Origin of the sequence: Planktothrix mougeotii LEGE 06226 (genome assembly GCF_015207485.1) — a bacterium.
In the GTDB taxonomy this organism is placed as follows: Bacteria; Cyanobacteriota; Cyanobacteriia; order Cyanobacteriales; family Microcoleaceae; genus Planktothrix.
Genome location: NZ_JADEWU010000054.1, coordinates 19,403 through 40,653 on the forward strand (window position 1 = coordinate 19,403; position 21,251 = coordinate 40,653).

Annotated in this window: 23 protein-coding genes; 17 read left to right on the forward strand and 6 right to left on the reverse strand. The window is 38.9% G+C overall.

The features are described from left to right. Positions 1–62: 62 nt before the first annotated feature. The 4 genes from IQ236_RS19315 to IQ236_RS19330 all read left to right on the forward strand — a co-directional run bounded on the left by IQ236_RS19315 (position 63) and on the right by IQ236_RS19330 (position 3,366). A complete protein-coding gene (locus IQ236_RS19315) occupies positions 63–1,076 on the forward strand; it encodes a succinate dehydrogenase/fumarate reductase iron-sulfur subunit (protein ID WP_193870804.1) in 1,014 nt (337 codons plus the stop codon). Next, entirely contained in the window at positions 1,073–1,258 is a 186-nt protein-coding gene (locus IQ236_RS19320) for a chlorophyll a/b-binding protein (protein WP_193870805.1), read from the forward strand. Before IQ236_RS19315 ends, IQ236_RS19320 begins: the two co-directional genes overlap by 4 nt. An 84-nt stretch (positions 1,259–1,342) precedes the next feature. Continuing rightward, positions 1,343–2,605 (forward strand): AAA family ATPase, encoded by a 1,263-nt coding sequence (locus tag IQ236_RS19325; RefSeq protein ID WP_193870806.1) that lies wholly within the window; start codon positions 1,343–1,345, stop codon positions 2,603–2,605. A gap of 38 nt (positions 2,606–2,643) precedes the next feature. After that, on the forward strand, positions 2,644–3,366 hold the full coding sequence (locus tag IQ236_RS19330) for a hypothetical protein (RefSeq protein ID WP_193870807.1): 723 nt from the start codon (positions 2,644–2,646) through the stop codon (positions 3,364–3,366). Positions 3,367–3,537: 171 nt separating this feature from the next. On the opposite strand, the gene IQ236_RS19335 is transcribed toward IQ236_RS19330, so the two are convergent. Continuing rightward, on the reverse strand, positions 3,538–3,762 hold the full coding sequence (locus IQ236_RS19335) for a hypothetical protein (RefSeq protein ID WP_193870808.1): 225 nt from the start codon (positions 3,760–3,762) through the stop codon (positions 3,538–3,540). Positions 3,763–4,261: 499 nt separating this feature from the next. Continuing rightward, a complete protein-coding gene (locus IQ236_RS28075) occupies positions 4,262–4,387 on the reverse strand; it encodes a hypothetical protein (RefSeq protein WP_255528407.1) in 126 nt (41 codons plus the stop codon). A gap of 230 nt (positions 4,388–4,617) precedes the next feature. On the opposite strand from IQ236_RS28075, the gene mtnA reads away from it, so the two are divergent. The 5 genes from mtnA (at position 4,618) to IQ236_RS19360 (ending at position 8,667) form a co-directional block, all read left to right on the forward strand. Next, complete coding sequence (gene mtnA / locus IQ236_RS19340) at positions 4,618–5,673, forward strand: S-methyl-5-thioribose-1-phosphate isomerase (protein WP_193870809.1); 1,056 nt, start codon at positions 4,618–4,620, stop codon at positions 5,671–5,673. Between the two features lie 193 nt (positions 5,674–5,866). After that, positions 5,867–6,175, forward strand: coding sequence for a BMC domain-containing protein (locus IQ236_RS19345; protein ID WP_072720429.1), 309 nt, complete (start codon positions 5,867–5,869; stop codon positions 6,173–6,175). Positions 6,176–6,247: 72 nt separating this feature from the next. After that, positions 6,248–6,592, forward strand: coding sequence for a carbon dioxide-concentrating mechanism protein CcmK (locus IQ236_RS19350; protein ID WP_193870810.1), 345 nt, complete (start codon positions 6,248–6,250; stop codon positions 6,590–6,592). Between the two features lie 65 nt (positions 6,593–6,657). Further along, positions 6,658–7,728, forward strand: a complete 1,071-nt coding sequence (locus IQ236_RS19355; protein ID WP_193870811.1) for a glycosyltransferase family 4 protein — start codon at positions 6,658–6,660, stop codon at positions 7,726–7,728. Between the two features lie 39 nt (positions 7,729–7,767). Continuing rightward, a complete protein-coding gene (locus IQ236_RS19360) occupies positions 7,768–8,667 on the forward strand; it encodes a S66 peptidase family protein (RefSeq protein WP_193870812.1) in 900 nt (299 codons plus the stop codon). Between the two features lie 83 nt (positions 8,668–8,750). Here the strand turns inward: IQ236_RS19360 and IQ236_RS19365 are convergent, their stop codons facing one another. Further along, positions 8,751–9,341: a PRC-barrel domain-containing protein gene (locus IQ236_RS19365; protein ID WP_193870813.1), complete on the reverse strand. Its 591-nt coding sequence runs from the start codon at positions 9,339–9,341 to the stop codon at positions 8,751–8,753. A gap of 192 nt (positions 9,342–9,533) precedes the next feature. Continuing rightward, positions 9,534–11,615 (reverse strand): GDSL-type esterase/lipase family protein, encoded by a 2,082-nt coding sequence (locus IQ236_RS19370; protein WP_193870814.1) that lies wholly within the window; start codon positions 11,613–11,615, stop codon positions 9,534–9,536. A 440-nt stretch (positions 11,616–12,055) separates the two neighbouring features. Between IQ236_RS19370 and IQ236_RS19375 the strand changes: the two genes are divergently transcribed. Then, positions 12,056–13,684: a glycosyltransferase family 39 protein gene (locus IQ236_RS19375; RefSeq protein ID WP_193870815.1), complete on the forward strand. Its 1,629-nt coding sequence runs from the start codon at positions 12,056–12,058 to the stop codon at positions 13,682–13,684. A 355-nt stretch (positions 13,685–14,039) separates the two neighbouring features. Beyond that, the gene (locus tag IQ236_RS19380) at positions 14,040–15,092 is read left to right on the forward strand and encodes a glycosyltransferase family 2 protein (RefSeq protein WP_193870816.1); all 1,053 of its coding nucleotides are present in this window, start codon (positions 14,040–14,042) and stop codon (positions 15,090–15,092) included. A gap of 33 nt (positions 15,093–15,125) precedes the next feature. On the opposite strand, the gene IQ236_RS19385 is transcribed toward IQ236_RS19380, so the two are convergent. After that, entirely contained in the window at positions 15,126–15,530 is a 405-nt protein-coding gene (locus IQ236_RS19385; RefSeq protein ID WP_193870817.1) for a hypothetical protein, read from the reverse strand. 216 nt (positions 15,531–15,746) lie between these two features. Continuing rightward, on the reverse strand, positions 15,747–15,983 hold the full coding sequence (locus tag IQ236_RS19390; RefSeq protein WP_193870818.1) for a hypothetical protein: 237 nt from the start codon (positions 15,981–15,983) through the stop codon (positions 15,747–15,749). 125 nt (positions 15,984–16,108) lie between these two features. On the opposite strand from IQ236_RS19390, the gene IQ236_RS19395 reads away from it, so the two are divergent. The 6 genes from IQ236_RS19395 to IQ236_RS19420 form a co-directional block, all read left to right on the forward strand. Further along, on the forward strand, positions 16,109–16,405 hold the full coding sequence (locus IQ236_RS19395) for a hypothetical protein (RefSeq protein ID WP_193870819.1): 297 nt from the start codon (positions 16,109–16,111) through the stop codon (positions 16,403–16,405). Positions 16,406–16,411: 6 nt separating this feature from the next. Then, positions 16,412–16,813 (forward strand): type II toxin-antitoxin system VapC family toxin, encoded by a 402-nt coding sequence (locus IQ236_RS19400; RefSeq protein ID WP_083624424.1) that lies wholly within the window; start codon positions 16,412–16,414, stop codon positions 16,811–16,813. A gap of 149 nt (positions 16,814–16,962) precedes the next feature. Continuing rightward, a complete protein-coding gene (locus IQ236_RS19405; RefSeq protein ID WP_190523530.1) occupies positions 16,963–17,220 on the forward strand; it encodes an AbrB/MazE/SpoVT family DNA-binding domain-containing protein in 258 nt (85 codons plus the stop codon). After that, positions 17,208–17,612, forward strand: coding sequence for a type II toxin-antitoxin system VapC family toxin (locus IQ236_RS19410; protein WP_228041747.1), 405 nt, complete (start codon positions 17,208–17,210; stop codon positions 17,610–17,612). Before IQ236_RS19405 ends, IQ236_RS19410 begins: the two co-directional genes overlap by 13 nt. Before the next feature lie 593 nt (positions 17,613–18,205). Then, on the forward strand, positions 18,206–19,267 hold the full coding sequence (locus tag IQ236_RS19415; RefSeq protein ID WP_193870820.1) for a ribbon-helix-helix protein, CopG family: 1,062 nt from the start codon (positions 18,206–18,208) through the stop codon (positions 19,265–19,267). A gap of 205 nt (positions 19,268–19,472) precedes the next feature. Continuing rightward, positions 19,473–21,251 (forward strand): DUF1565 domain-containing protein (locus tag IQ236_RS19420; RefSeq protein ID WP_193870821.1); only part of this gene is annotated, 1,779 nt, incomplete at its 3' end.

Consider the following 21,251-nt stretch of genomic DNA (forward strand, 5'->3'; position numbering starts at 1 on the left):
TCCTTTGTGTCCCTCACTACGAGTGTGATCAATACTCGATAAACCTGCATCAGTGTAACAACATGGAAATTAAGTTTAATATTGTTAGGCAAAGTCCTAATTCTTTTCCCCAAGTCCAAAGTTATCTCCTCGATGTTGAACCGGGAAATACCATTCTGGACTGTCTTAACCGCATAAAATGGGAACAGGATGGAACCTTAGCCTTTAGAAAAAACTGTCGCAATACGATTTGTGGTAGTTGTTCGATGCGAATTAATGGCCGTTCTGCCTTAGCTTGTAAAGAAAATATTGGCAGTGAAGTCGCCCGTTTACAAAAAATTGCGGAGGCGAATTCTGAGCCATCCCAGGTCAATGATATTCCAGAAATGACGATAGCCCCCATGGGGAATTTACCTGTTATTAAAGACTTAGTGGTGGAGATGAACCGCTTTTGGGACAACCTAGAAGCCGTTGAACCCTACATCAGTACCGCCGGACGGGCTATTCCTGAACGAGAATTTCTCCAAACCCCAGAAGAACGGGCTAAACTTGACCAAATGGGCAACTGTATCCTCTGTGGCGCTTGTTATTCCGACTGTAACGCCGTCGAAGTCAACCCCAATTTTGTTGGCCCCCACGCCTTAGCCAAAGCGCAACGGATGGTGGCGGACTCGCGGGATGCTAAAACCGAACAACGCCTGGAACATTATAACGAAGGCACAAATGGGGTTTGGGGCTGTACCCGTTGTTTTAACTGTAATTCCGTTTGTCCGATGGAAGTGGCTCCCTTGGATCAGATTACTAAAATTAAGCATGAAATCCTAGAACGCAAAGACGCCAGTGCTAGTCGTCCCATTCGTCACCGTAAAGTATTAGTGGAACTGGTAAAACAGGGCGGTTGGGTCGATGAGCGCAAATTTGCTGTAATGGTAGTAGGGAATTATTTCCGCGATCTCAAGGGGTTACTCAGCTTAGGGCCCGTGGGAATACGGGTCGTGATGCGGGGTAAATTCCCCCTTACCTTTGAACCTTCTGAAGGGACAGAAACCGTGCGATCGCTAATTGAATCAATTCAAGAGTTAGAAAAACAACCATGACTTCTCCAACACCCTCGACTTCCACCCCCGACGAACCCAACCCCCAACCCGAACCTGCTATGGGTTGGACTCGCTATGCTGAACAAATTAATGGCCGTTTTGCCATGCTGGGATTTGTTCTATTAATTCTATTAGAATTTTTTACCCATCAAGATTTATTCACTTGGTTGGGTTTACGTTAGGTTTTGTAGGGACGTTGTATAAAACGTCTCTACACGAATCACTTCCCTATATTTGTAGCAATTTTTTTATCTTAAAACAAAAGAATGTTTAAAAAAATCACCTTAAAAAACTACAGAACTCATAAGTCAACTACCCTTGAACTTCAGCCAATTACCCTACTAATCGGTAATAATAGTTCGGGTAAAACTAACTTTTTATCAGGAATACAGCATTTTTCTGGGTTAATTAGACAGGGCAATCCTTTTAAAGAACAGGATCGAAGGGTTCAAGTCAAAGATTATTTTCCTCATCGCTATCGTTTAGCGAAGGATGATGATACTATGTCTATTGAAATTGAATGGAGTAAAAATAACAATTTTCTCAAGTATCAGATGGAGCTTTATCAAAATGAAAATTTTGCCGGAAAGGTTGGTTGTCGAGAAAAAATAGAGTTGAGTATTAATAATTCACAAAATCTGCAAACATTTACCAATGGTTATGAAAAAGAAACTGATTTAATTGAGCTTAGACTAAATATTGAAAAATATCCAAAAGATGAAGAAAAAGAATTATTGAATTTATTTTTTAGAGATTGTGCTTATACTTTTAGTTACCATTTGCAACCTTCTTTTTTGAAAGGTATTATTAATGATAATGCAAACTTTGATAATGCAAATTTTGATAATTGGATAAATCAAGAAATAAAAATCCCTTCATTTTTGGGTTATGAGGGAAAAAATTTACAAAAGCTTATTTATTATGTAAAAACTAAAGAAGAAAGAGTTTTTACTCGATTTTTAACGTTAATGAGACGTTTTGCAGATAATAAAAACTTTCAAGGCATTCGTTATGATCAAAGAAATTATAAATTGTTGTGGGAATTTGATTTAGGAAGAACAACAACAGATCGGTTAGTAGATGAGTTTCCCCCAGAGGTTATTTCTGATGGATTACTAAAAGCAGCAGCGATCGCCTTATTACTTTCTATTAAAAATCCTCCTGCTTTAATGTTAATGGAAGAAATCGAAAATGGCATTAATCCTGGCAATATTCAGGAATTAATGCGATGGATTTGGCAAGCAACTGCTCCTAATCAAAAAGATATTAGTCCCCAATTTATTTTAACGTCTCATAGTCCTTCTGTTCTCAGAGAATTTTATAAAAATTTGGATTCAGTTTATACCTTTCGATTAAATAAACGTACCTATCAAAGTGATGTAAGAAACTTGAATCAAGCCTTGGATACTTTGATTGGAATTGGTGCTGTAGACGGAGAAATTATTGAAGATGAAGCTACTGGAAAACGCTTAGTTGAAATTCCCCAATATCAATTAGCGGAATTGTGGTACTCAGGGACTATTGGCTAATAAAAACTAATCAAAGTGAATTCAAGGAATATTGAGTAATGGCACCTATCAAACGCAATATTGGGATTATTGGAGATGGCATCACTGATCTAATAATTTTTACTAAAATTGTAGAATGTATTTTAACAGAAGAAGATCCATCCAAGGAATTTATTGACTGTAATATCATAGAATTACCAAGGCAAAAGATCTGTGACTTTATACAAAAATATATTAACGCAGAGGAAAAAAATGTACCCCAAAATCGCCAAGATTTAGTCAAATCGGTAACTGGTGTGCTTAATGGTGGATTTACAGAGTTGATCAACCAAGTTGACATCTGCAATTGCGATATTATTATTTTAACAACTGATTCAGAAAAGAAATTAAGCAATCCTGATGATTACTTCAACTATGGGATTGAATTATTTCATATTTTATCAGAAGCTGCAATTAAGTTTTATGGCGCAGTTTTGGCACAGGGTTATCCCCAGGATAATATTCCCTTAGTTTTGCCAATTATTACTTTTCCATCCACAGAAATTTTAATTGCAGCCGCTAAGGGATTAAAAATAGCCGACTACTATAATCAAGAACCTTTAGAGTTAAAAAAGAAGATTTACGGTGTTCCTGAGCCTCGATCACTTAGCGACGAAGAGTTGAGAACAAAAGCTCTTGATTATATTACCCTGAAAGGGATAAAAAATATATACAATAATATTCCTGAATCACGACATTTTATTCAAACCTTATCCGGTTATAAAGTATCCTGTTGTTTATAGGATTAGTATGAAAACCTGTAGATTGAGCTTCCCCGTACTCTGTCACTCTTTTTAAAAGAGGAAAAATTTAGCCCCCATCTGCGGAATGTGGGTTAAATTCTCAAAAATATAGGGGCAAATTCGCCCCTTTTGGAAATGATCATAAATTTTTATGACTTAAATTTAGCAAAATCAAGCAGCAAGAGGAACAACCGTTCTGGAATTTTCAATCAAATCAATGGTGGCTTTCAGGGTTTCTAAATCTTCCGCTTCAAACCAGCAATTCATTAAATGATCGTAAGCTTCCCATACTTGAGTGACTTCAGCATCATACCAAATAAACCAATCTCGATAGAGTTCTCCTTGATCAATATCAGGTGCTAATGACAGCCACTCATCCCCGGTAAATGTGTTCATGTTTTCTATAATGTGTTGTAAACCTGAAACAGTTAAAGAAACGTCACCAGAATGAGAACAACGGGTAGTAGACTCAGATGTAAAAGTATCCGTAAAATTGAGGTTGGATTTCATGGGGATAAACTTGATTCGATGTTTATACTCTACCGAGATCAACAAGATTCTGGCTGAGGGAATGTGACACTATTTGAACCCCTACAGTTTTGGGTGATCCTATTGACAAAGCCGATATCAGAGAATTAAGCTTAAAGTGCATCGGGTGCAGTAGACAGTTCGAGAAATGGCACAGTTATCTCGTTCGTGTTGGGAAAAACTGTCTGCGGTTTTAGTTGTTTCTGATTACCCAATCCGCAATCAGGACAAAAGACTCATCACAAACAGGGAAAATAGGAATATACAGTTAACTGTGGGTTGGGTTGTGTTATCGGATGCAACCTTTATCACCATCACCCAGTTACCCATGAGGGGAAAAAACCACTCTCAATAACCGTGTTATCCTTTATGCTGCGGCTACCTCAACATCCCTGGTTTCGGGTTTCACAACAATCCATTTTCCCGTTTCGGGATCACGGTAGGCCATGAAAGGGTTGGGGCGCAGTTCTTTGTTGGAAGATTGAGTAGCCATAAGTAAGCACTCCAAAGACTTAGCCTTATTTTTAAAATTGTGCCATTCATCCTTGAGGTTTACCGTGATATTATCGTCATCTGATCGTGAAATAGATCAGGGGTTTTGAGTGATAACAGACACAATTAATCAGTGATTTGCCTCATAGTGATTTTAGATGACAATATCTATTTTAGGTTTATAATTAAATAACTGGTAACAATATTCTACGCTTAAATTTAACTGTCAAAATGACTTCAAATCTAACTCAAGTTGATCCCATTGTTTGGGAAAGCGATCGCGCTTCACTCATCGACCAAACCCGTCTCCCCGATGAATATACCCGAATAGAAGTTACAACCTATCAACAAATGGCAGAAGCCATTAAAACAATGATTGTTCGGGGTGCACCTGCCATTGGAATTGCCGCTGCTTATGGGTTATATTTAGGTGCAAAAGAGATTAAAACTTCAGACCATCAAGTATTTTTAACCCAATTAGAAGAGATTGCCCAAGTTTTACGCGCCACTCGTCCAACGGCGGTTAATTTATTCTGGGCGATTGATCAAATGTTGAAAACGGCAATCGAAACCTCTGGAACAATTAATGATATTAAAATAGCTTTATTGCAAAAAGCAAATACGATTAGAGAAGACGATATTCAAACCTGCTTTGCAATTGGAGAAGCTGGATTAACGGTATTACCTAAAACCCCCGAAAAACTAACCATTCTTACCCATTGTAATGCAGGCGCGTTAGCAACAGGAGGCTATGGAACTGCATTAGGGGTGATTCGTTCGGCTTGGAATTCTGGACGGTTAAATCGAGTGTATGCGGATGAAACCCGTCCTCGTTTACAAGGGGCAAAATTAACAACTTGGGAATGTGTACAAGAGCGAATTCCTGTTACTTTAATTTCCGATAATATGGCGGCTCATTGTATGAAACAGGGGTTAATTGATGCCGTTATTGTGGGAGCAGATCGAATTACTGCGAATGGCGATGCGGCTAATAAAATCGGAACCTATAGTTTAGCCATTGTGGCAAAAGCCCATAACGTTCCCTTCTTTGTGGCTGCACCGTTATCAACAGTTGATTTTAAATTAGCAACCGGAGATGAAATTCCAATTGAAGAACGAGATGCAACAGAAGTTTATCAAGTGGGTTCAACTCGAATTTGTCCTGAAGGCGTGGAATTTTTCAACCCAGCTTTTGATGTAACTCCTGCTGAATTAATTACCGCTATTATAACAGAAAAAGGGGCAGTTATTCCCTCAGAATTAAAGCAATTTTCCGTTAGATTTTAATATAAAATCTGATTTTTTGCCGAGTTTTTGGGTGGGTGATAATCGATAAATTGATATTGATATCCCTTACTCCTACTCTATATCGTGAACCTCAGCCCTCCCTGACCTGAAACCTGAAACCTATCTTAATCTTGACGGTACCATTCAGTCGTACAATGGTTTTGATGCGTTCCGTTCTTACTAGGAGACTTCAATGCCAGAGGCAGTTGGTGTCATACAAACCCTGGGTTTTCCAGGGGTTTTAGCCGCAGCAGATGCGATGGTCAAGGCTGCGCGAGTCACCCTTGTTTACTATGATTTAGCAGAACGGGGTGAGTTTATCGTCGCAGTTCGTGGCCCAACATCGGAAGTGGTTCCTGCTGTCCAAGCTGGTGTTGAAGCAGCAGAAAAGACGTTTGGCTGTTCACTAATTACTTACTACGTCGTTCCCAACCCCCCTGAGAACATTGTAGATGTTATGTCAATTGGCTACACAGAACTGAGTGAACGTTTCCGCACTTAACCTAACTTCTAATTTTGCGAAAACTATTCAATTGCAGCACCTTTAAAGTCTAATTAATTCAGGAGAAATTAAATGTCACAGCAAGCCGTTGGAGCTTTAGAAACCAAAGGATTTCCCGGTGTTTTAGCCGCCGCCGATGCCATGGTAAAAGCGGGTCGGGTAACGTTGGTGGGCTATATTCGAGCCGGAAGTGCGCGATTTACAATTATGATTCGGGGAGATGTTTCCGAAGTTAAAACCGCCATGGATGCTGGAATTGCGGCGGTTGAAAAAGCCTATGGTGCAGCATTAGAAACTTGGGTGATTATTCCCCGTCCCCATGAAAATGTGGTAGCCGTTTTACCCATTGATTTTAGTGATGATGTTGAAGAATATCGGGTAGCGGCGGAAGGGTTAACGTTACCCAGAGGTCGTTAATTAACTGAGGAATTATAGGTTGGGTTGAGTCTCAATTCAATCCAACAATAACTATCTCAAATACAATGAATCAACGCTTAAAACTATTATTAGTATCGACTCCCGTTGGGCCGTTGGGATCGGGATTGGGAGGAGGTGTAGAATTAACAGTCTTAAATCTGGCAACGGTTCTGCGTCAACGAGATCATGAAGTTACCATTGTAGCTCCTGAAACGTCTCAATTAGAGTCTTTTTCAGTAGTGGGAATTCCAGGGGAATTACAAACTTTAGCCCAAACCCAAAACCGTCATGATCCGGTGATTTTGCCCGATAATTCCGTGTTAACGAATTTGTGGAATTATGCTCAACAAGTTGCTGATCAATATGATATTATTTTGAACTTTGCTTATGATTGGTTGCCTTTATTTTTAACGCCTTTTTTTAACGGTAAATTAATCCATTTAGTCAGTATGGGTTCGTTAACTGATGTCATGGATCAAGTTGTTCACAACGCCATTCAACAGTGTCCGGGTTCCATTGCGTTTCATACCCATAGTCAAGCCGAAACTTTTGGGTTAAAAGCAGGTTATTTTTGTTTAAGTAATGCCATTGATTTATCTCAATATCAGTTTTGTGCAGAACCGAAAAATCAATTAGCTTGGGTGGGTAGAATTTCTCCTGAAAAAGGTTTAGAAGATGCGGTTGCGGCTTCCCAGAAAACGGGAATTCCCTTAATGATTATGGGTAAAATTCAAGATGAAGCTTACTGGCAAACCATTGTTCAAAATTATTCCGATGCTCCAATTCAATACTTAGGCTTTTTATCAACGGAAAAACTTCAAGAACAAGTTCGTCAATGTCGAGCTTTAGTCATGACTCATCACTGGATAGAAGCGTTTGGGAATGTAGCAATAGAAGCATTAGCTTGTGGCGTTCCCGTGATTTCCTATCGCCGAGGAGGGCCAACAGAAATTATTCGAGATGGCGTAACCGGTTGGTTAGTAGAACCTGATAATATTAATCAGTTAGTTCAGGCTATTCAAAAGCTAGATCAAATTGACCGTTTTCTCTGTCGTCAACAGGCGGAAACAGAATATTCTTTAGACGCTTTAGGCGATCGCATTGAACAGTGGTTATTTCAGGTGATTTCATCGTAAATTATTTAGAACTTTTTATTATTAATAAAATCATCAATTATGACTAATTTTCCAGGATTAAAACCGGGTGATAAATTACGAGTAATTGCGCCCAGTGGAGCGTTAAAAGAATGGGAACGTTTTGAAACAGGAGTTGAAATTTGGCGATCGCACGGTTATAAAATTGAATTTACACCAGGTTTTGATCAATCCTGGGGATATTTAGCCGGAAGCGATGAAAACCGACGACAACAACTTTTAGAAGCCTTAACAGATGAAACCTGTCGGGGTATTTTGTGCGCCAGAGGGGGGTTTGGATCAACTCGATTATTAGAAGGATGGAATGGGGATGATTTTCCTGAAATTGCGACTATTCCTAAATTTTTAATTGGGTTTTCTGATATCACAGGATTATTATGGGCCTTTTCCAATCATTCACACATTATGGGCATTCATGGCCCTGTTTTAACAACCTTAGCCAGTGAACCAGATTGGTCAATTCAACGTTTATTTAAAGGGGTTGAAACGGGATATTTTGAAGCGTTAAGAGGGGAAAGTTGGGTAAAAGGTTGTGCTTCCGGTCGATTATTTCCGGCTAATTTAACGGTTGCGACTCATTTATTAGGAACAGCTTATCAACCAGATTTAACCAATACCATTATCGCCTTAGAAGATGTTAATGAAGAACCCTATCGTTTAGATCGAATGTTAACTCACTGGCGGATGGTAGGTGCATTTAAAGGGGTTCAAGGAATTGCGTTAGGACGATTTAGTCGTTGTGAAGCTAAGGGAAATCCTAATAGTTTTACCTTAGAAGAGGTATTGCGCGATCGCTTAGGCGATTTAGGAATTCCAATTGTGTCTAATTTACCCTTCGGTCATGAAGGATCTAATGCTATTTTACCCGTTGGTCGGATAGCTTATCTGGATGGAGAGCAAGGAACATTGAGTTTTTCCTAAACGGGACAGAAGGAAAATTTAACTTAACAGTAATCAGTTCTGTAGAGACGCGCCATGGCGCGTCTCTACAGGGCGCGTCTTTACTAACGAATTATAGAATGGGATTTGTTGAGGGAATTATGAGCGATTAATCGTTCTTCATATCGTTTTAATTGTTGATGATCCCGTTCATTTAATCGATATAAACTCGGTTCAAGATCATAACTATAATGGTCAGGATTGATAGTTTTCCAATCTAACACAGGCGCGGACTGAATTTCGCTCGTATTGGGCATTATATATTCCTGATCACTGCGAATGGGAACTTCACCCATATAAGGAAGACGATAGGTTGTTCTGACTTGTTCTTCGTAATCGTATCCTTTCGTTTCTAAGTGCTGATAAGAAGGAAGATGTGTTGCTTGTTCTTTCGTTAATCCATTAGTATAAACCCGTTGGGATTGATAATCAATTCGGGAACGACCGACCGGGAGTAAAATTGTTTTTCCAAAAATCCAAAAGCCTAAATCAACGACAAAATATCGAAAATGACCGGATTCATCTACTAAAATATCGGTAATACTGCCAATTTTTTCTTCTTGGACATCCGAATAGACGTCTAAGCCAATGATTTCTTCTCCATCAAACGCATTTTTATAATCGGGATCAAAATCTTCAATTCGCAGGAAAGCCATATTAAATTCCTCTATTTTTAAGAGATAAATCTTATCTTTCCTACGTTAGCCAAATCAAGATAGGGGATTCATCCTTCTGAAGAAAGATTATCTGATAATTAGGAGAAATTATCCTCTTTCTTCAGAATAAAAAACCCATCTATTTGCATCAAATTATCCTCATTTTGATAGAGAAAGTTTGTTCCTCTAGGATTAAACAATCGTGAACTGATCAGCCGTTAAAATCGGTTTAGTGGTGAGCGTTGCTAAGGGGGTAAGAGGTTGAGCGTTGCTGCCATCAGGATCAAAACTGAGTACACCGGTAGAGGTGTCATAGAAGAAATGAGCCATACTTCCTAAATAATCTAAGGTTGTACCACTGGCAAAAACACCCGTACTGGATTCAGTGGTGCTTAACGCTGTTCCGGCTACTAATCCACCCCCAAACCCGGAAGCGGAAATAGCAAAAACATCACCTTGACTGGGATTAAAATCTGTTAGGATGTCTTGACCGTGATTGGGGTTATTGTAAATAAAGGTATCAGCATCTGCACCACCGGTGATTTGATCGGCATCTGCACCACCGTTGATTTGATCGGCACCTGCACCACCGTTGATTTGATCAGCACCTTCACCCCCGGTAATTTGATCAGCACCTTCGCCTCCTTCGAGATGATTGCTGGAGGCATTGCCAAAAATCATATCGTTATAAGCTGACCCTTCAACATTAGTTTTATCTGCGAGAATGTCCTTTTGTTGGGTGTTATTAAGAATAGAGTCAAACCAATAGTAAGCCATCTTCTGATAACCCGCTTCGGTAGGATGTAAACCATTATCAGCAGGTGGAGGTGTAATATCTGTTTCCAGAATTGCGTTTGACCCTTGCCACATATTAACAAAACTGACTTTTTCTGAAGCCGGCTGTTGAGCGACAATATCAGGAATACTTTGGTTGTACTCTATGACTTTACTCATTCGAGAACTATAGTAAGAACTATTGGGATGCATGGGTGCAATCGTACTGACTAACAAATTGCCGTTATCAAAGCTAGGATTTTTGCTCGTGTCCGTAATCGCATCAATTAAACGCCCTAAATTCTTCTTCATCGTATCGACACTTCCTCCAGTATCGTTTGTCCCAATCATCAGAAGAATCACATCAGGATCAGCAGTCTGAATCCAATTATTATTCTTTAACCCAGCTGTAATATCGATGGTTCTCCATCCTGGATGTCCTTCATTTTGCTTCTCTGAGAATGCTCCGTTTGCCTCGCTACCAACGAGATCAATCGGAACATTAAAAAATTGAAAGTTTTCGTATAAATCCTTGCGATATCCTACCCAGTCATCTTCGAGTTGATAATCATTTGATCGCCCTGCGGTAATCGAGTCTCCCAAAGGCATGATTTTCAGGGTTTTGCTGGCATCAGGAATGGAACCCATTTCTGTTTCCAAGTTAATATAGACCCCTTTAGGCGCTTGGCTGTAGTTAACGTCGTCACCACCGCTAGTAACAGAAACATCGAAGGTTCCTAGGTTTCCATCTGTCACAGGATTGTTAACGAGATCAAGCACTTGATTGCTTTGCATCTCAATGGTGTAAGTTCCGGTTTCCTGAATATTCCAATAGCCACCAGGGGGAGCAATTTCATAGGTGGCGGTAGCGACTTTACCATTACTACTCAGACTTGAACTCACTAGAGTTGCATCTTGGCTAAACCCATGGGGGCCTGTTACCTTAATATCCTTACTATCAATCGTGGAAAGATCAACTCCCCAATTATCAGTGTATTGAACCGTAAAGGTGTAAGCCTCAGTATCACCCGAAGTGACATCAATATTATTAGCTGTTAAGCTGGGAGTCGGAGCAGTATTGTCAGTTGGAACTAAATCAATCCGGTCAACCCCGGCATTTTCCCCTCCGTTAACAGTTCCCTTAATTTCAATCTTGTCACTTGTGTTAATTTGAACATTTTTAATCACTTTTTCTGTTAACGTTATAGCCGAAGGACTACCTCCTCCCAAATTTTGATCGGCTAGCCAACTATCAATGGTAGTCCCTTGAACTCCTACAGAAAGGCTAGATACACCATCATTTTCATCAAAATATTTTACGACAATATCATAAGCACCCGATTCACCCGTAAATCCTGTGGTTAGTGTTCCTGTCGCTCCCGTCGATCCCTTCACGCGAATAAATGCACCCCCTGAAGCATAACTTCCTGACAGTTTCTGGGTTGATCCTGTTAATACCATTTTTTCAGCTTCAGTCATAAAAACTTGAGTGGCAGCCATAGTTAGTCTCCTGTATGTATGTGTAAATTCGGTTTAAGGCACAAAGCTTTTTATATATTCTCAGTAAATTCTCTGAGCTTTAAGTCTAACTCTTGTTCAAACCGCACTACAGTATCAAAATCCCTCTGTTTACAGAAAATTTATATTTCATTCCTTTTTTTTAAAGTAACTGTAAAATTAAAATTTAGGTTTGCTCATAGAACTTTACAAAGGGATGTCATTTGTAAAGGGGAGTCTCCCTTAGCTTTACAAATGGGGGTTGTCTTCAAAGCATTCCAGCTTTTGAGGGGAAGCATTCTAACCGTTTTGGGACACTTTGGGTATATAGTTTAAGTGTTCTCGCTGAGAGTCGTGATCCAAAAATCTTAGATTACACTTGAAGCCAATTATTGTTTTTGTCAAACAACTCCCCAAATTTTCTCATACAGGAGGGACACTCAGTGGAATCCCAGATTGATCCTAAGTTAACATTGTCTTCCTCTGGTAAAAATACTCAACAACTTTTATTTGAACAGATACCGATTCTATTGATTCTATTACTGGCTACGGGACTGCGGTTATATCAACTCAGTACCGAAAGTGTGTGGATTGATGAAATGCTGAGTATTCGTGATGCTAAATCCTTTGAGTTTACTCTCCCTTATGTCCGCCCCTTCTACTACATGATCCTGAAAGGCTGGATGCAGTTTGGCGATAGCGATGCTTGGTTAAGAGGTTTATCGATTATTTTTGGTTTAGGGAGTATTTACTTTACCTATTGGTTGGGATATCGCATTGTCGGGAAGTCTACCGGATTAATAGCCGCATTTATGGCTAGTGTTTCCCCTCTATTTATTAATCACGCTCAAGAAATTCGGATGTACACCGTGATTACATTCTTGAGTGTAGCGGGAACATTAGCCCTCAGTTACTTTTTAGAGCGACCTTCCTATAAAGCTTTATCGGGTTGGGTCATAGCACGAACATTCTTAATTTTAACGAATGCGAATAATGTTTTAATTTTGGTTGCCGATATCGTGTTATTGGGTTGGAAATTCCGCAAACAGCGTCAATGGTTACTGACTGCTGCTGGAGGTTTATCCATCATTGGTTTATTTTTCCTCCCCATTTTCTGGGTACTTACTATAGGAGGGGGAGCAGATGATTTTATGGAGAAGCAAGTTGCTGACTATTCCAAGCCTGGAGTAGCTCAAATTATTGGGATGTTAACCCAATTTAGCGTATACTGGCCTTTAAGAAATTTGCTTGAATCTAATCAAATTATTCTGAATAAAAATGAGTTAACAGATGCGACACTGTTAAGTCAATTGTTGAGTGTAAAAACCTTGTCTCTTTTATTCTATGCGGGTCTGACTGCGGTTTTGATTGTTTTATTGGTGATTTCCCTATTAAATATTTTTAGCAAATATCCTTCAGAACGGTTAATTTGGTTAGCAACTTGGGCGATTATTCCGGCTGGTTTGATGTTGTTTGTATCTTATTATAAAAATTCTATCTGGTTTCCCCGTTATCTTTTGTTAGTTGCTCCTTATTTTCTCATTCTTCTAGCGGCGGGATTTGTTGTCATTTGGAATTGGAAAAAACCGTTAGCGATCGCCATAGCCATCGCTTACTGTATTGGTGTTACAGGTAGTCTTTTCGATTACTACACGAAATTATATCGCAATGATTGGCAAGGAGCAGCCCAATATATTTACCAAAATAAACAACCCAATGATTTGATTGTCATGCACTCTACTCCCGACTTTTTCCCCCTATCTTTGTCTCGCTATTATCCCGACCCCAATCAAGTTTATTTACTGAATCATCCCGGATCTGAGGACAAGTTAACCCCAGATTATATTCAACAACAGTTGGATAGAACCTTACCTTTAAAATCGAATCTTTGGTTTGTTTGCTGGCTATTCTGCAAAGAAACCGAGGGGATGAATCAAGTATTTACCACAGTAGGGGGAAAACAGTTTAAAATTGAACAGGAAAAAACCTTTAGTAGCCTTGAATTTCAACCCATTCAAGTATTTAAGGTGACTCCGGCTATACCGACAACCACATCAACCACCCCGCAGTAAAATTTTCTCATCTCAAGCCTTTGCCTCCTGGGGTAATGTTGTCCTCGTATTGGGATTGAGCCGAAAAGATAAATCTTCAAGAGACACTTGATATAATTGGTTTCCTCAGTTATTTTATACTCAGAAATTATCTATAGGCTAACCCAAGGACATTCTATCTACTGTTTTTCCTGCCCTGTAATTAATCTTTACCACAGGAATTCATTTTTTTAGGAAGGATAGAGTTCTCGTTAATTCTAACTGTATGTTTTTTTTACTAATTCTATCCTAGACAAGACAATACTTAATTAATGTCTATGTGTTCCTAAAATTTCCTAATACAACTATTTCCTTTTGTAAGAACTTAGAGGATAAGATGGATATTTCACAACCGCCCATTTTAAAAACGCCAGAATCTCAGAAACAGTATGGAGATTTAATTTTTGGTTCTCACTCCTTAGCTATTTCTATCGTTGTTCCTATCTATAACGAAGTCGAAAGTTTACCCCGATTGATAGCAGCGATTGATGGTAATATGACTTCTTTGGGTTTAAATTATGAATTGGTTTGTATCGATGATGGCTCAACCGATGGTTCCACGGAACTCCTGAAACAGGAAGCCACAACCAATCCTCATCTCAAAGCCATTATTCTCCGCCGCAATTATGGCCAAACCGCAGCAATGGCGGCGGGATTCAAATATTCTCAGGGTCAGGTGATTATTACCATTGATGGTGATTTACAAAATGATCCCCAAGATATTCCTCTACTTCTGACAGAGTTGGGTAAGGGTTTCGATGTCGTCAGTGGTTGGCGTAAAAATCGACAAGATGCCAAAATCACTCGTTTACTTCCCTCTCGCATTGCGAACTGGCTGATTAGTAAGATGACTGGGGTACAGCTACATGACTATGGTTGTTCTCTTAAGGCTTACCGCAGTGAGTTAATCGCCGATATGAAGCTCTATGGAGAACTTCACCGATTCTTACCCGCTTTAGCCTTTATTGAAGGAGCGAGAATTACTGAAATCCCGGTTAACCATCATGCTCGTCGTTTTGGTCAGAGTAAATATGGTTTAGATCGGACCTTCCGGGTGGTGATGGATTTATTAACCATTTCCTTTATCAAAAAATTCCTGACTCGACCTATGCACGTTTTTGGTCTATTAGGAATGTTGGCTTTTGTCTTTGGACTTATTGTTGGTATTTATTTGACCTTTATTCGACTGTTTTTGGGCGAAGGAATTGCTGATCGTCCTTTACTCACGTTTGCGGTATTACTGACCCTTACCGGAATTCAACTGTTTTGTTTTGGTTTATTAGCTGAACTGTTAATGCGAACCTATCATGAGTCTCAAGATCGACCTATCTATCGAGTCCGTGAAGTCATTGAATCCGAAGGTAACGGGAATAGCGCAATAACCCGTTAAGTGTTCCGGGTTTCCTCCAATAGATATACGGGTTTAATCTTCTAAATTGGGCGGTTCACTATTAACCGGGAAGATCTTACACATCATATATTGAGGATGAAGGGTTTGGGACGGGTGACAAACCGAGGATGAGTTAGGGGTTTCTACAGGGTGGTCGTGAGGTTGAATACACAGAGCCACTTGTCCAACTCCAACCATTAAGGTTTGCACTCGTTCAACAATCTGCTCTATATCCGATAACAACTGTTCAGCGACCCCCAAAGCAGGGGTAACAATAAAAAAGGTTTTGACTCCGGTGGGACTGGGAGCAAAACCAAAGCTGCATTCTAACAGTTGAGATTGGCTTGAGGAGGGTAGAGTTTCACGGAAACGTTCAATCAACGCTTGGTACAAAGACTCATTCAGCGCACGATCATCAAATATAGGTTGAGATAACATGGTTAGTCCTTACTTGACCTGTTATGTACTTTACTTTTTAGTTTAACATTTATTAATATCCAATGGGTTGAAATTTTTAATGTAATTGATAAGCAAACCTAGGGGTAATGTCATAAGTTACTCACATTGATGGTTAGGGAACACCGAACACCGAACACCGAACAGGCAAAATGAGCGATCGCATCATCAACAACCCTAAAATAAAAAGCGATCACACTATGAAGCAATTTCTACTAATTCAGCAATGCGATCGCCCAGACGAATAAAATGTTTAGGATTAAGGGTTAATATTTTATCAATTTCCCCTTTTAGGGCTGCATGAGCGATTAAGTTATCATAAATTACTCCACCAGTCAACCCTAAATTCCTCATATTTTCTATTATTTCATAATAATCATCATAAACAGCCCTAAAATAAAAAGCGATCGCACTCCTAACTCCCTTACATCCCATATCCCAAATTCTCCTAAACCCCTTACACCAACAAAAGTATATCTTTGGACATCATCGGGCAAGATTTCTGTAATATGCTAAAATTAGAATGGTTATATAATTGTATTTGAACGGAGGCAATCAATATGTTATCAACTGATGTTAGACAAGAGTTCATGATGAAAAGAATTGAGCAAGTTGTTTCGATTTTAATGGAAGAACGTCCTTTATTTAAAGAAGAACTGAATCAGTCAGAAATGATTGAAGAATTATTTAAACTCTTTCAAGAAAACCTACCTTTTGAAAAATTTAACACGATGTCAGATCAGGAATTAAAGAAACATTGTAGTCTGATTATGGTGACAGAAGCAGTGGCGGGAACTTTGAATGAATTAACACATGAACAAATGGCTATTTTTGATGAAGTAATTAAACGAAAATAAATGAGTATGAGTTATTTATTAGATACTAATATTGTTTCCTTATCCCTGAAAAATAATCTTAAAGTTAAGGAAAAGCTCAAACAATTAGAATCTCAAAAAGAATTACTCTGTATCAGTTGCATTACTTATTTTGAAATTAAAAGAGGATTATTTGCAGTAAAAGCCACTAAACAACTAGAGAGATTTAATGAATTTTGCCAAGATTATCAAATTATTTTATTAGATGATTTAGCAATTTTAGAGAAAGCAGCCGAAATTCATGCTAATTTAAGGTTAAGAGGATTACCGATCCAAACCGAAGATATTTTAATTGCTGCTACTGCTATTGTTAAAGGTTTAATTCTGGTTTCTAATGATAGTGATTTATTGAGAGTTGATGGTTTAAGTTTAGAGAATTGGGTAGAGTGATAAGTTAAAGTTTTGTTGAAGGTGTTATATTAGCGATCGCACTTTTAACTCCCTTACACCCCAAGAAGCGATCGCATCATCATTAGTTACCTACAAACAGCAATCTATGTTAAAATTACAATAGGAAAAAATATATAACTATTAGTTCAATGGAAATTACTAAATTGTCAAGTCAAGGTCAAGTTACTATTCCTCAAATCTTAAGAGATCAGTATCATTGGGAAGTGGGTCAAGAATTAATCATAATTAATCTGGGTGATGGAATTTTATTAAAACCTAAAAAAACTTTCCCAGAAACAACATTAGATGAAGTTGCTGGGTGTTTGAAGTATCAAGGAAAAGCCAAAACAATTGAAGAAATGGATCAAGCAATTGCTCAGGGAATAGAAGAATTATGGAATCAATAATTGCTATTGATACTAATATTATTGTTAGATTTATTACTAGAGATGATGAAGTACAGTATCAACAAAGTTTAGAATTGTTCAAAAATAAAAATATTTTTATTCCTGATACTGTAATCTTAGAAACTGAATGGGTGTTGCGGTTTGCTTACAAGTTTAAACCATTAGAAATTTGCCAAGCTTTTAGAAAGGTTTTGGGTTTACCGAATGTTTATTTAACAAATGAAAAGTTGATTTTACAAATTATCGAATGGCATGAAAATGGTGTAGATTTTGCCGATGCTTTTCATTTAGCTTCAAGTAATCATTGTTTAGAATTTTATACTTTTGATGAAAAATTTATTAAAAAGTCTCAAAGTTTATCTATTTCAACAGTAAAACATCCTGACTTGTAAATTAGTGTAGTTAAAGCGATCGCACTCCTAACTCCCTTAGACCCCAAAAAGCGATCGCACCCTCAACACTCCTACAATAAAATAGGTTAAAATAGAAAAGAGTTAAATAATCACCTAATATCGTTAATCCTAATGATTCAGATGCTAGAGCAAAACAACAAATAGCTACAAGTATTACCAGTCAAGAAAACCTAGTTATTAGCACGGAGGTTGTCAATGAAGTCTGATCAAATTTAATTCGTTGGACTTCCTCTGTCCTCCTGCTCTCCCAGATAAGCTACCCTCCTTTTTTCCATAGACCTTTAGCAGGCGGGACGCCTGCTCCACAGAGCCGCCCTCTTGTTCTTCACAAAATTTACACTTTTTTGTCTCTGCACCGCCCTATACTTCTAAATGTAGGCTATTGCAGGATAATGTTGAACAGGAATTCAAAATGTCAACAGTGAGATGCACACCTCACGATTGAAAGTCTACCGCCATCCAATCGATGAATTTGGGATAAACCCTTTTAGATTTTGGGTTGAATTGTTGTGATAACATCCACAATCTAAAATTCTTGTCTCCTAAGTGAAATTTTTAAGGAATATAGTCTCATGTCCACCAATAGAAAAAAACGCACTCCTTCTACTTCCCGTCCTGCTTCTGCCATTAGTGACAAAGTAAAAGTTACGGTTTCATTAACGGCTGATTCAGCACAACAGATAGAATCCTTGGCTAAAGAATTAGGAGTCTCCAAATCGGAGTTATTTGAACGCCTAGGAAAAGGGGAGTTAAATCTATCTCCTAAAACTCCAGAAACAGCACCTTCCACTTCCTCTGAAACGGTAGAAACTGCTAATGTAGAATCTTCTGCTCTTTCCTCTGAGACTGTAGCCTTAAAACAGCAAGTTGAAGAACAAGCTAATACCATTCAACAGTTACAGCAGCAACTAACTAGGATATCAGAATTAGAAACTCAACTGGCGCAAACCGTTGATTCTGCAACCCATGAAGCCTTAAAACAAGAAGCAGAACAGCAAAAACAAACCATTACTAATCTACACCATCAACTAGAACAAAAAGTAACACAAACCGTTGATGTAGAAGTGTATCAAGCTTTACAAAAAGCCTCAGAACAACAAAAATCAACGATTGCTCAATTACAAACTCAATTAAATCGAATTCCTGAATTAGAACAGGAATTGGCCGGAAAAATTTCGGCAGAAACCCACCAAACCTTGCAAAACGAATTAGAACAACAACGCACCATTGAAGCACAATTAACTCAGCAAATTCAAGCTCTGGAAAAAGAACTTAATGCCAGTAATGGGTCTCTAGCGCAACTGCAAATGAAACAAGAGAAAATTACTGAATTAGAAGTAAAATTAGCTGACAGTATTTCTACAGAAAGTTATTCCCAGCTAGAGCATATTTGTGCGACCCAAAAAGCTCAAATAGCGACAATGGAACAAAAATTAGCGAGTTTAGTTTCTAGTAAAACACAACAGCCGGGAACGACGAATACAACAGTTAATTATGATGCGTTGAAAACCTATTTGCAAGAACAAGATAACTTAATTGACACTTTGCAAAAACGGGTTTTAGAATTGCAAGGATTAGCTTGCTTTGGAGAATCTCAACTGTCTAAATGGCGTTATCGCACCTATAACAGTTAAGCAAAAGAAGGATGGGCTATGCCCATCTTGAATTCCCAAAAACAGAGCATTAACTTGAGATCAGGGCTGAAACCCCCTAAAGGTATAACCAACAGAACAATATTAAAATAAATTAAGTTTTTCCGGTTTTTTGACCGAATCCCTAACACCAGAGGTGTAACAGAACCTAGGATAAAGCGCAGACGGTTTAATCAAAAACACAATTATGGTAACTCTGTACGTTAACCCCGCCACTGGAAACGATTTCAGTTCTGGGGACTCCAATTCCCCCTTGAAAACCTTAAAAAAAGCCCTGTCTCAAGCCACGTCTGGAACTACGATTTACCTAGAAGCTGGCACTTATAATAGTTTCAGTGGTGAAACTTTCCCCCTAATTGTGCCTTCTGGAGTCATTGTTATGGGGAATGAATCAGGTAAAGGCAGTGGCATTTTAATCGAAGGAAATGGACTCTATACCAGTCCCAGTGCGGCGAGTCAAAATATTACAATTTTGATGGAAAATAACGCCCAATTGCGAGGCGTAACCGTCACCAATATTCAAACTCGTGGAACTGGGGTTTGGATTGAATCTCAATCTCCTATGATTGCCAATTGTACCTTGACTCGCTGTAAACGGGAAGGGATTTATGCAGTGGGTTCAGGAAATCCTCAAATTCTCAATAGTATTTTTACTCAAAATGAAGGGTATGGCGTATCTATTGAAGGGGAAATCAAGGGAGAAATTCAAGGAAATACCTTTCAAAATACCGGATATGGTCTTTCCATTAAAGATCAAGCTGCTCCCTTAATTCGAGATAATGCTATTGTAGAAAATCGCTCTGGATTATTAATTGCAGATCACGCTAAACCGATTCTGCGTCAAAACCTAATTGAACGCAATAGTGGCGATGGCGTTGTTATCCTAAATCAAGCCACACCCGATTTGGGAACCGTGCAAACTCCAGGGGGAAATACCATTCGCAATAATGGCGGTTTTGATGTTCAAAATGCTGGAACTGCCAGCTTAACTTCTTTTGGAAATATTATTAGTCCTACTCGCGTTAAAGGAACTCTACAAGTCGTGACTCAAACTGTACCGATGGCTGCATCTGCCACCTTATTTGTTAATTCTGCCACAGGCAATGATTCTGCCACAGGTGGGCAATCTGACCCCTTAAAAACCATTGCTAAAGCCCTGAGTCGTGCCCAATCAGGAACCGTGATTCAAGTCGCCCCAGGAAGCTATAACGCTGCTAGTGGGGAAGTCTTTCCCTTAATTGTGCCATCGGGAGTCACAATTCTGGGGAATGAAGCTACAAAAGGCCAAGATGTAGTGATTGTCGGGAGTGGTACGTTTACCAGTCCCAGTGCAGCGGCTCAGAATATTACGATTTTGATGCAAAATAACTCGACGGTTAAGGGTGTCAGTGTCACCAATGAGCAAACGCGAGGAACTGGAATCTGGGCTGAATCCGTTTATTGTACCGTTGCCAGTTGTACTTTATCAAAATCCAAACGAGAAGGGTTATTTGCAACGGGAACAGCCATTCCTACGGTACTCAATAGTGATTTTATTCAAAATGTGGGAAATGGGATCGCTTTAGCGGGAAATGCTAAAGGAGAAATTCGGGGGAATAAATTCCAAAATACCGGATATGCGATCGCTGTGCAAGCTTCTGCGGCCCCATTAATTATTGAAAATGAAATTCTGGAAAACCGCTCTGGGCTGGTATTATCAGGACAATCGAAACCCGTATTACGGAAAAACCAAGTTAAGAAAAATCTTCAAGATGGGTTAACGGTGATTGCTGATTCTGCTCCAGATTTGGGCAACCCTCAAGATAATGGTGGTAATGTCTTTGTTGATAATGGCAAATATGATGTGCAAAATGCCAGTAAATTCACCTTAATTTCGGTGGGAAATCAAATTAACCCCACTCGGACATTAGGAAATATTGAATTTAGTGCTAATCAAAGTCCAACGCCTTCTCCCACCCCAGCACCC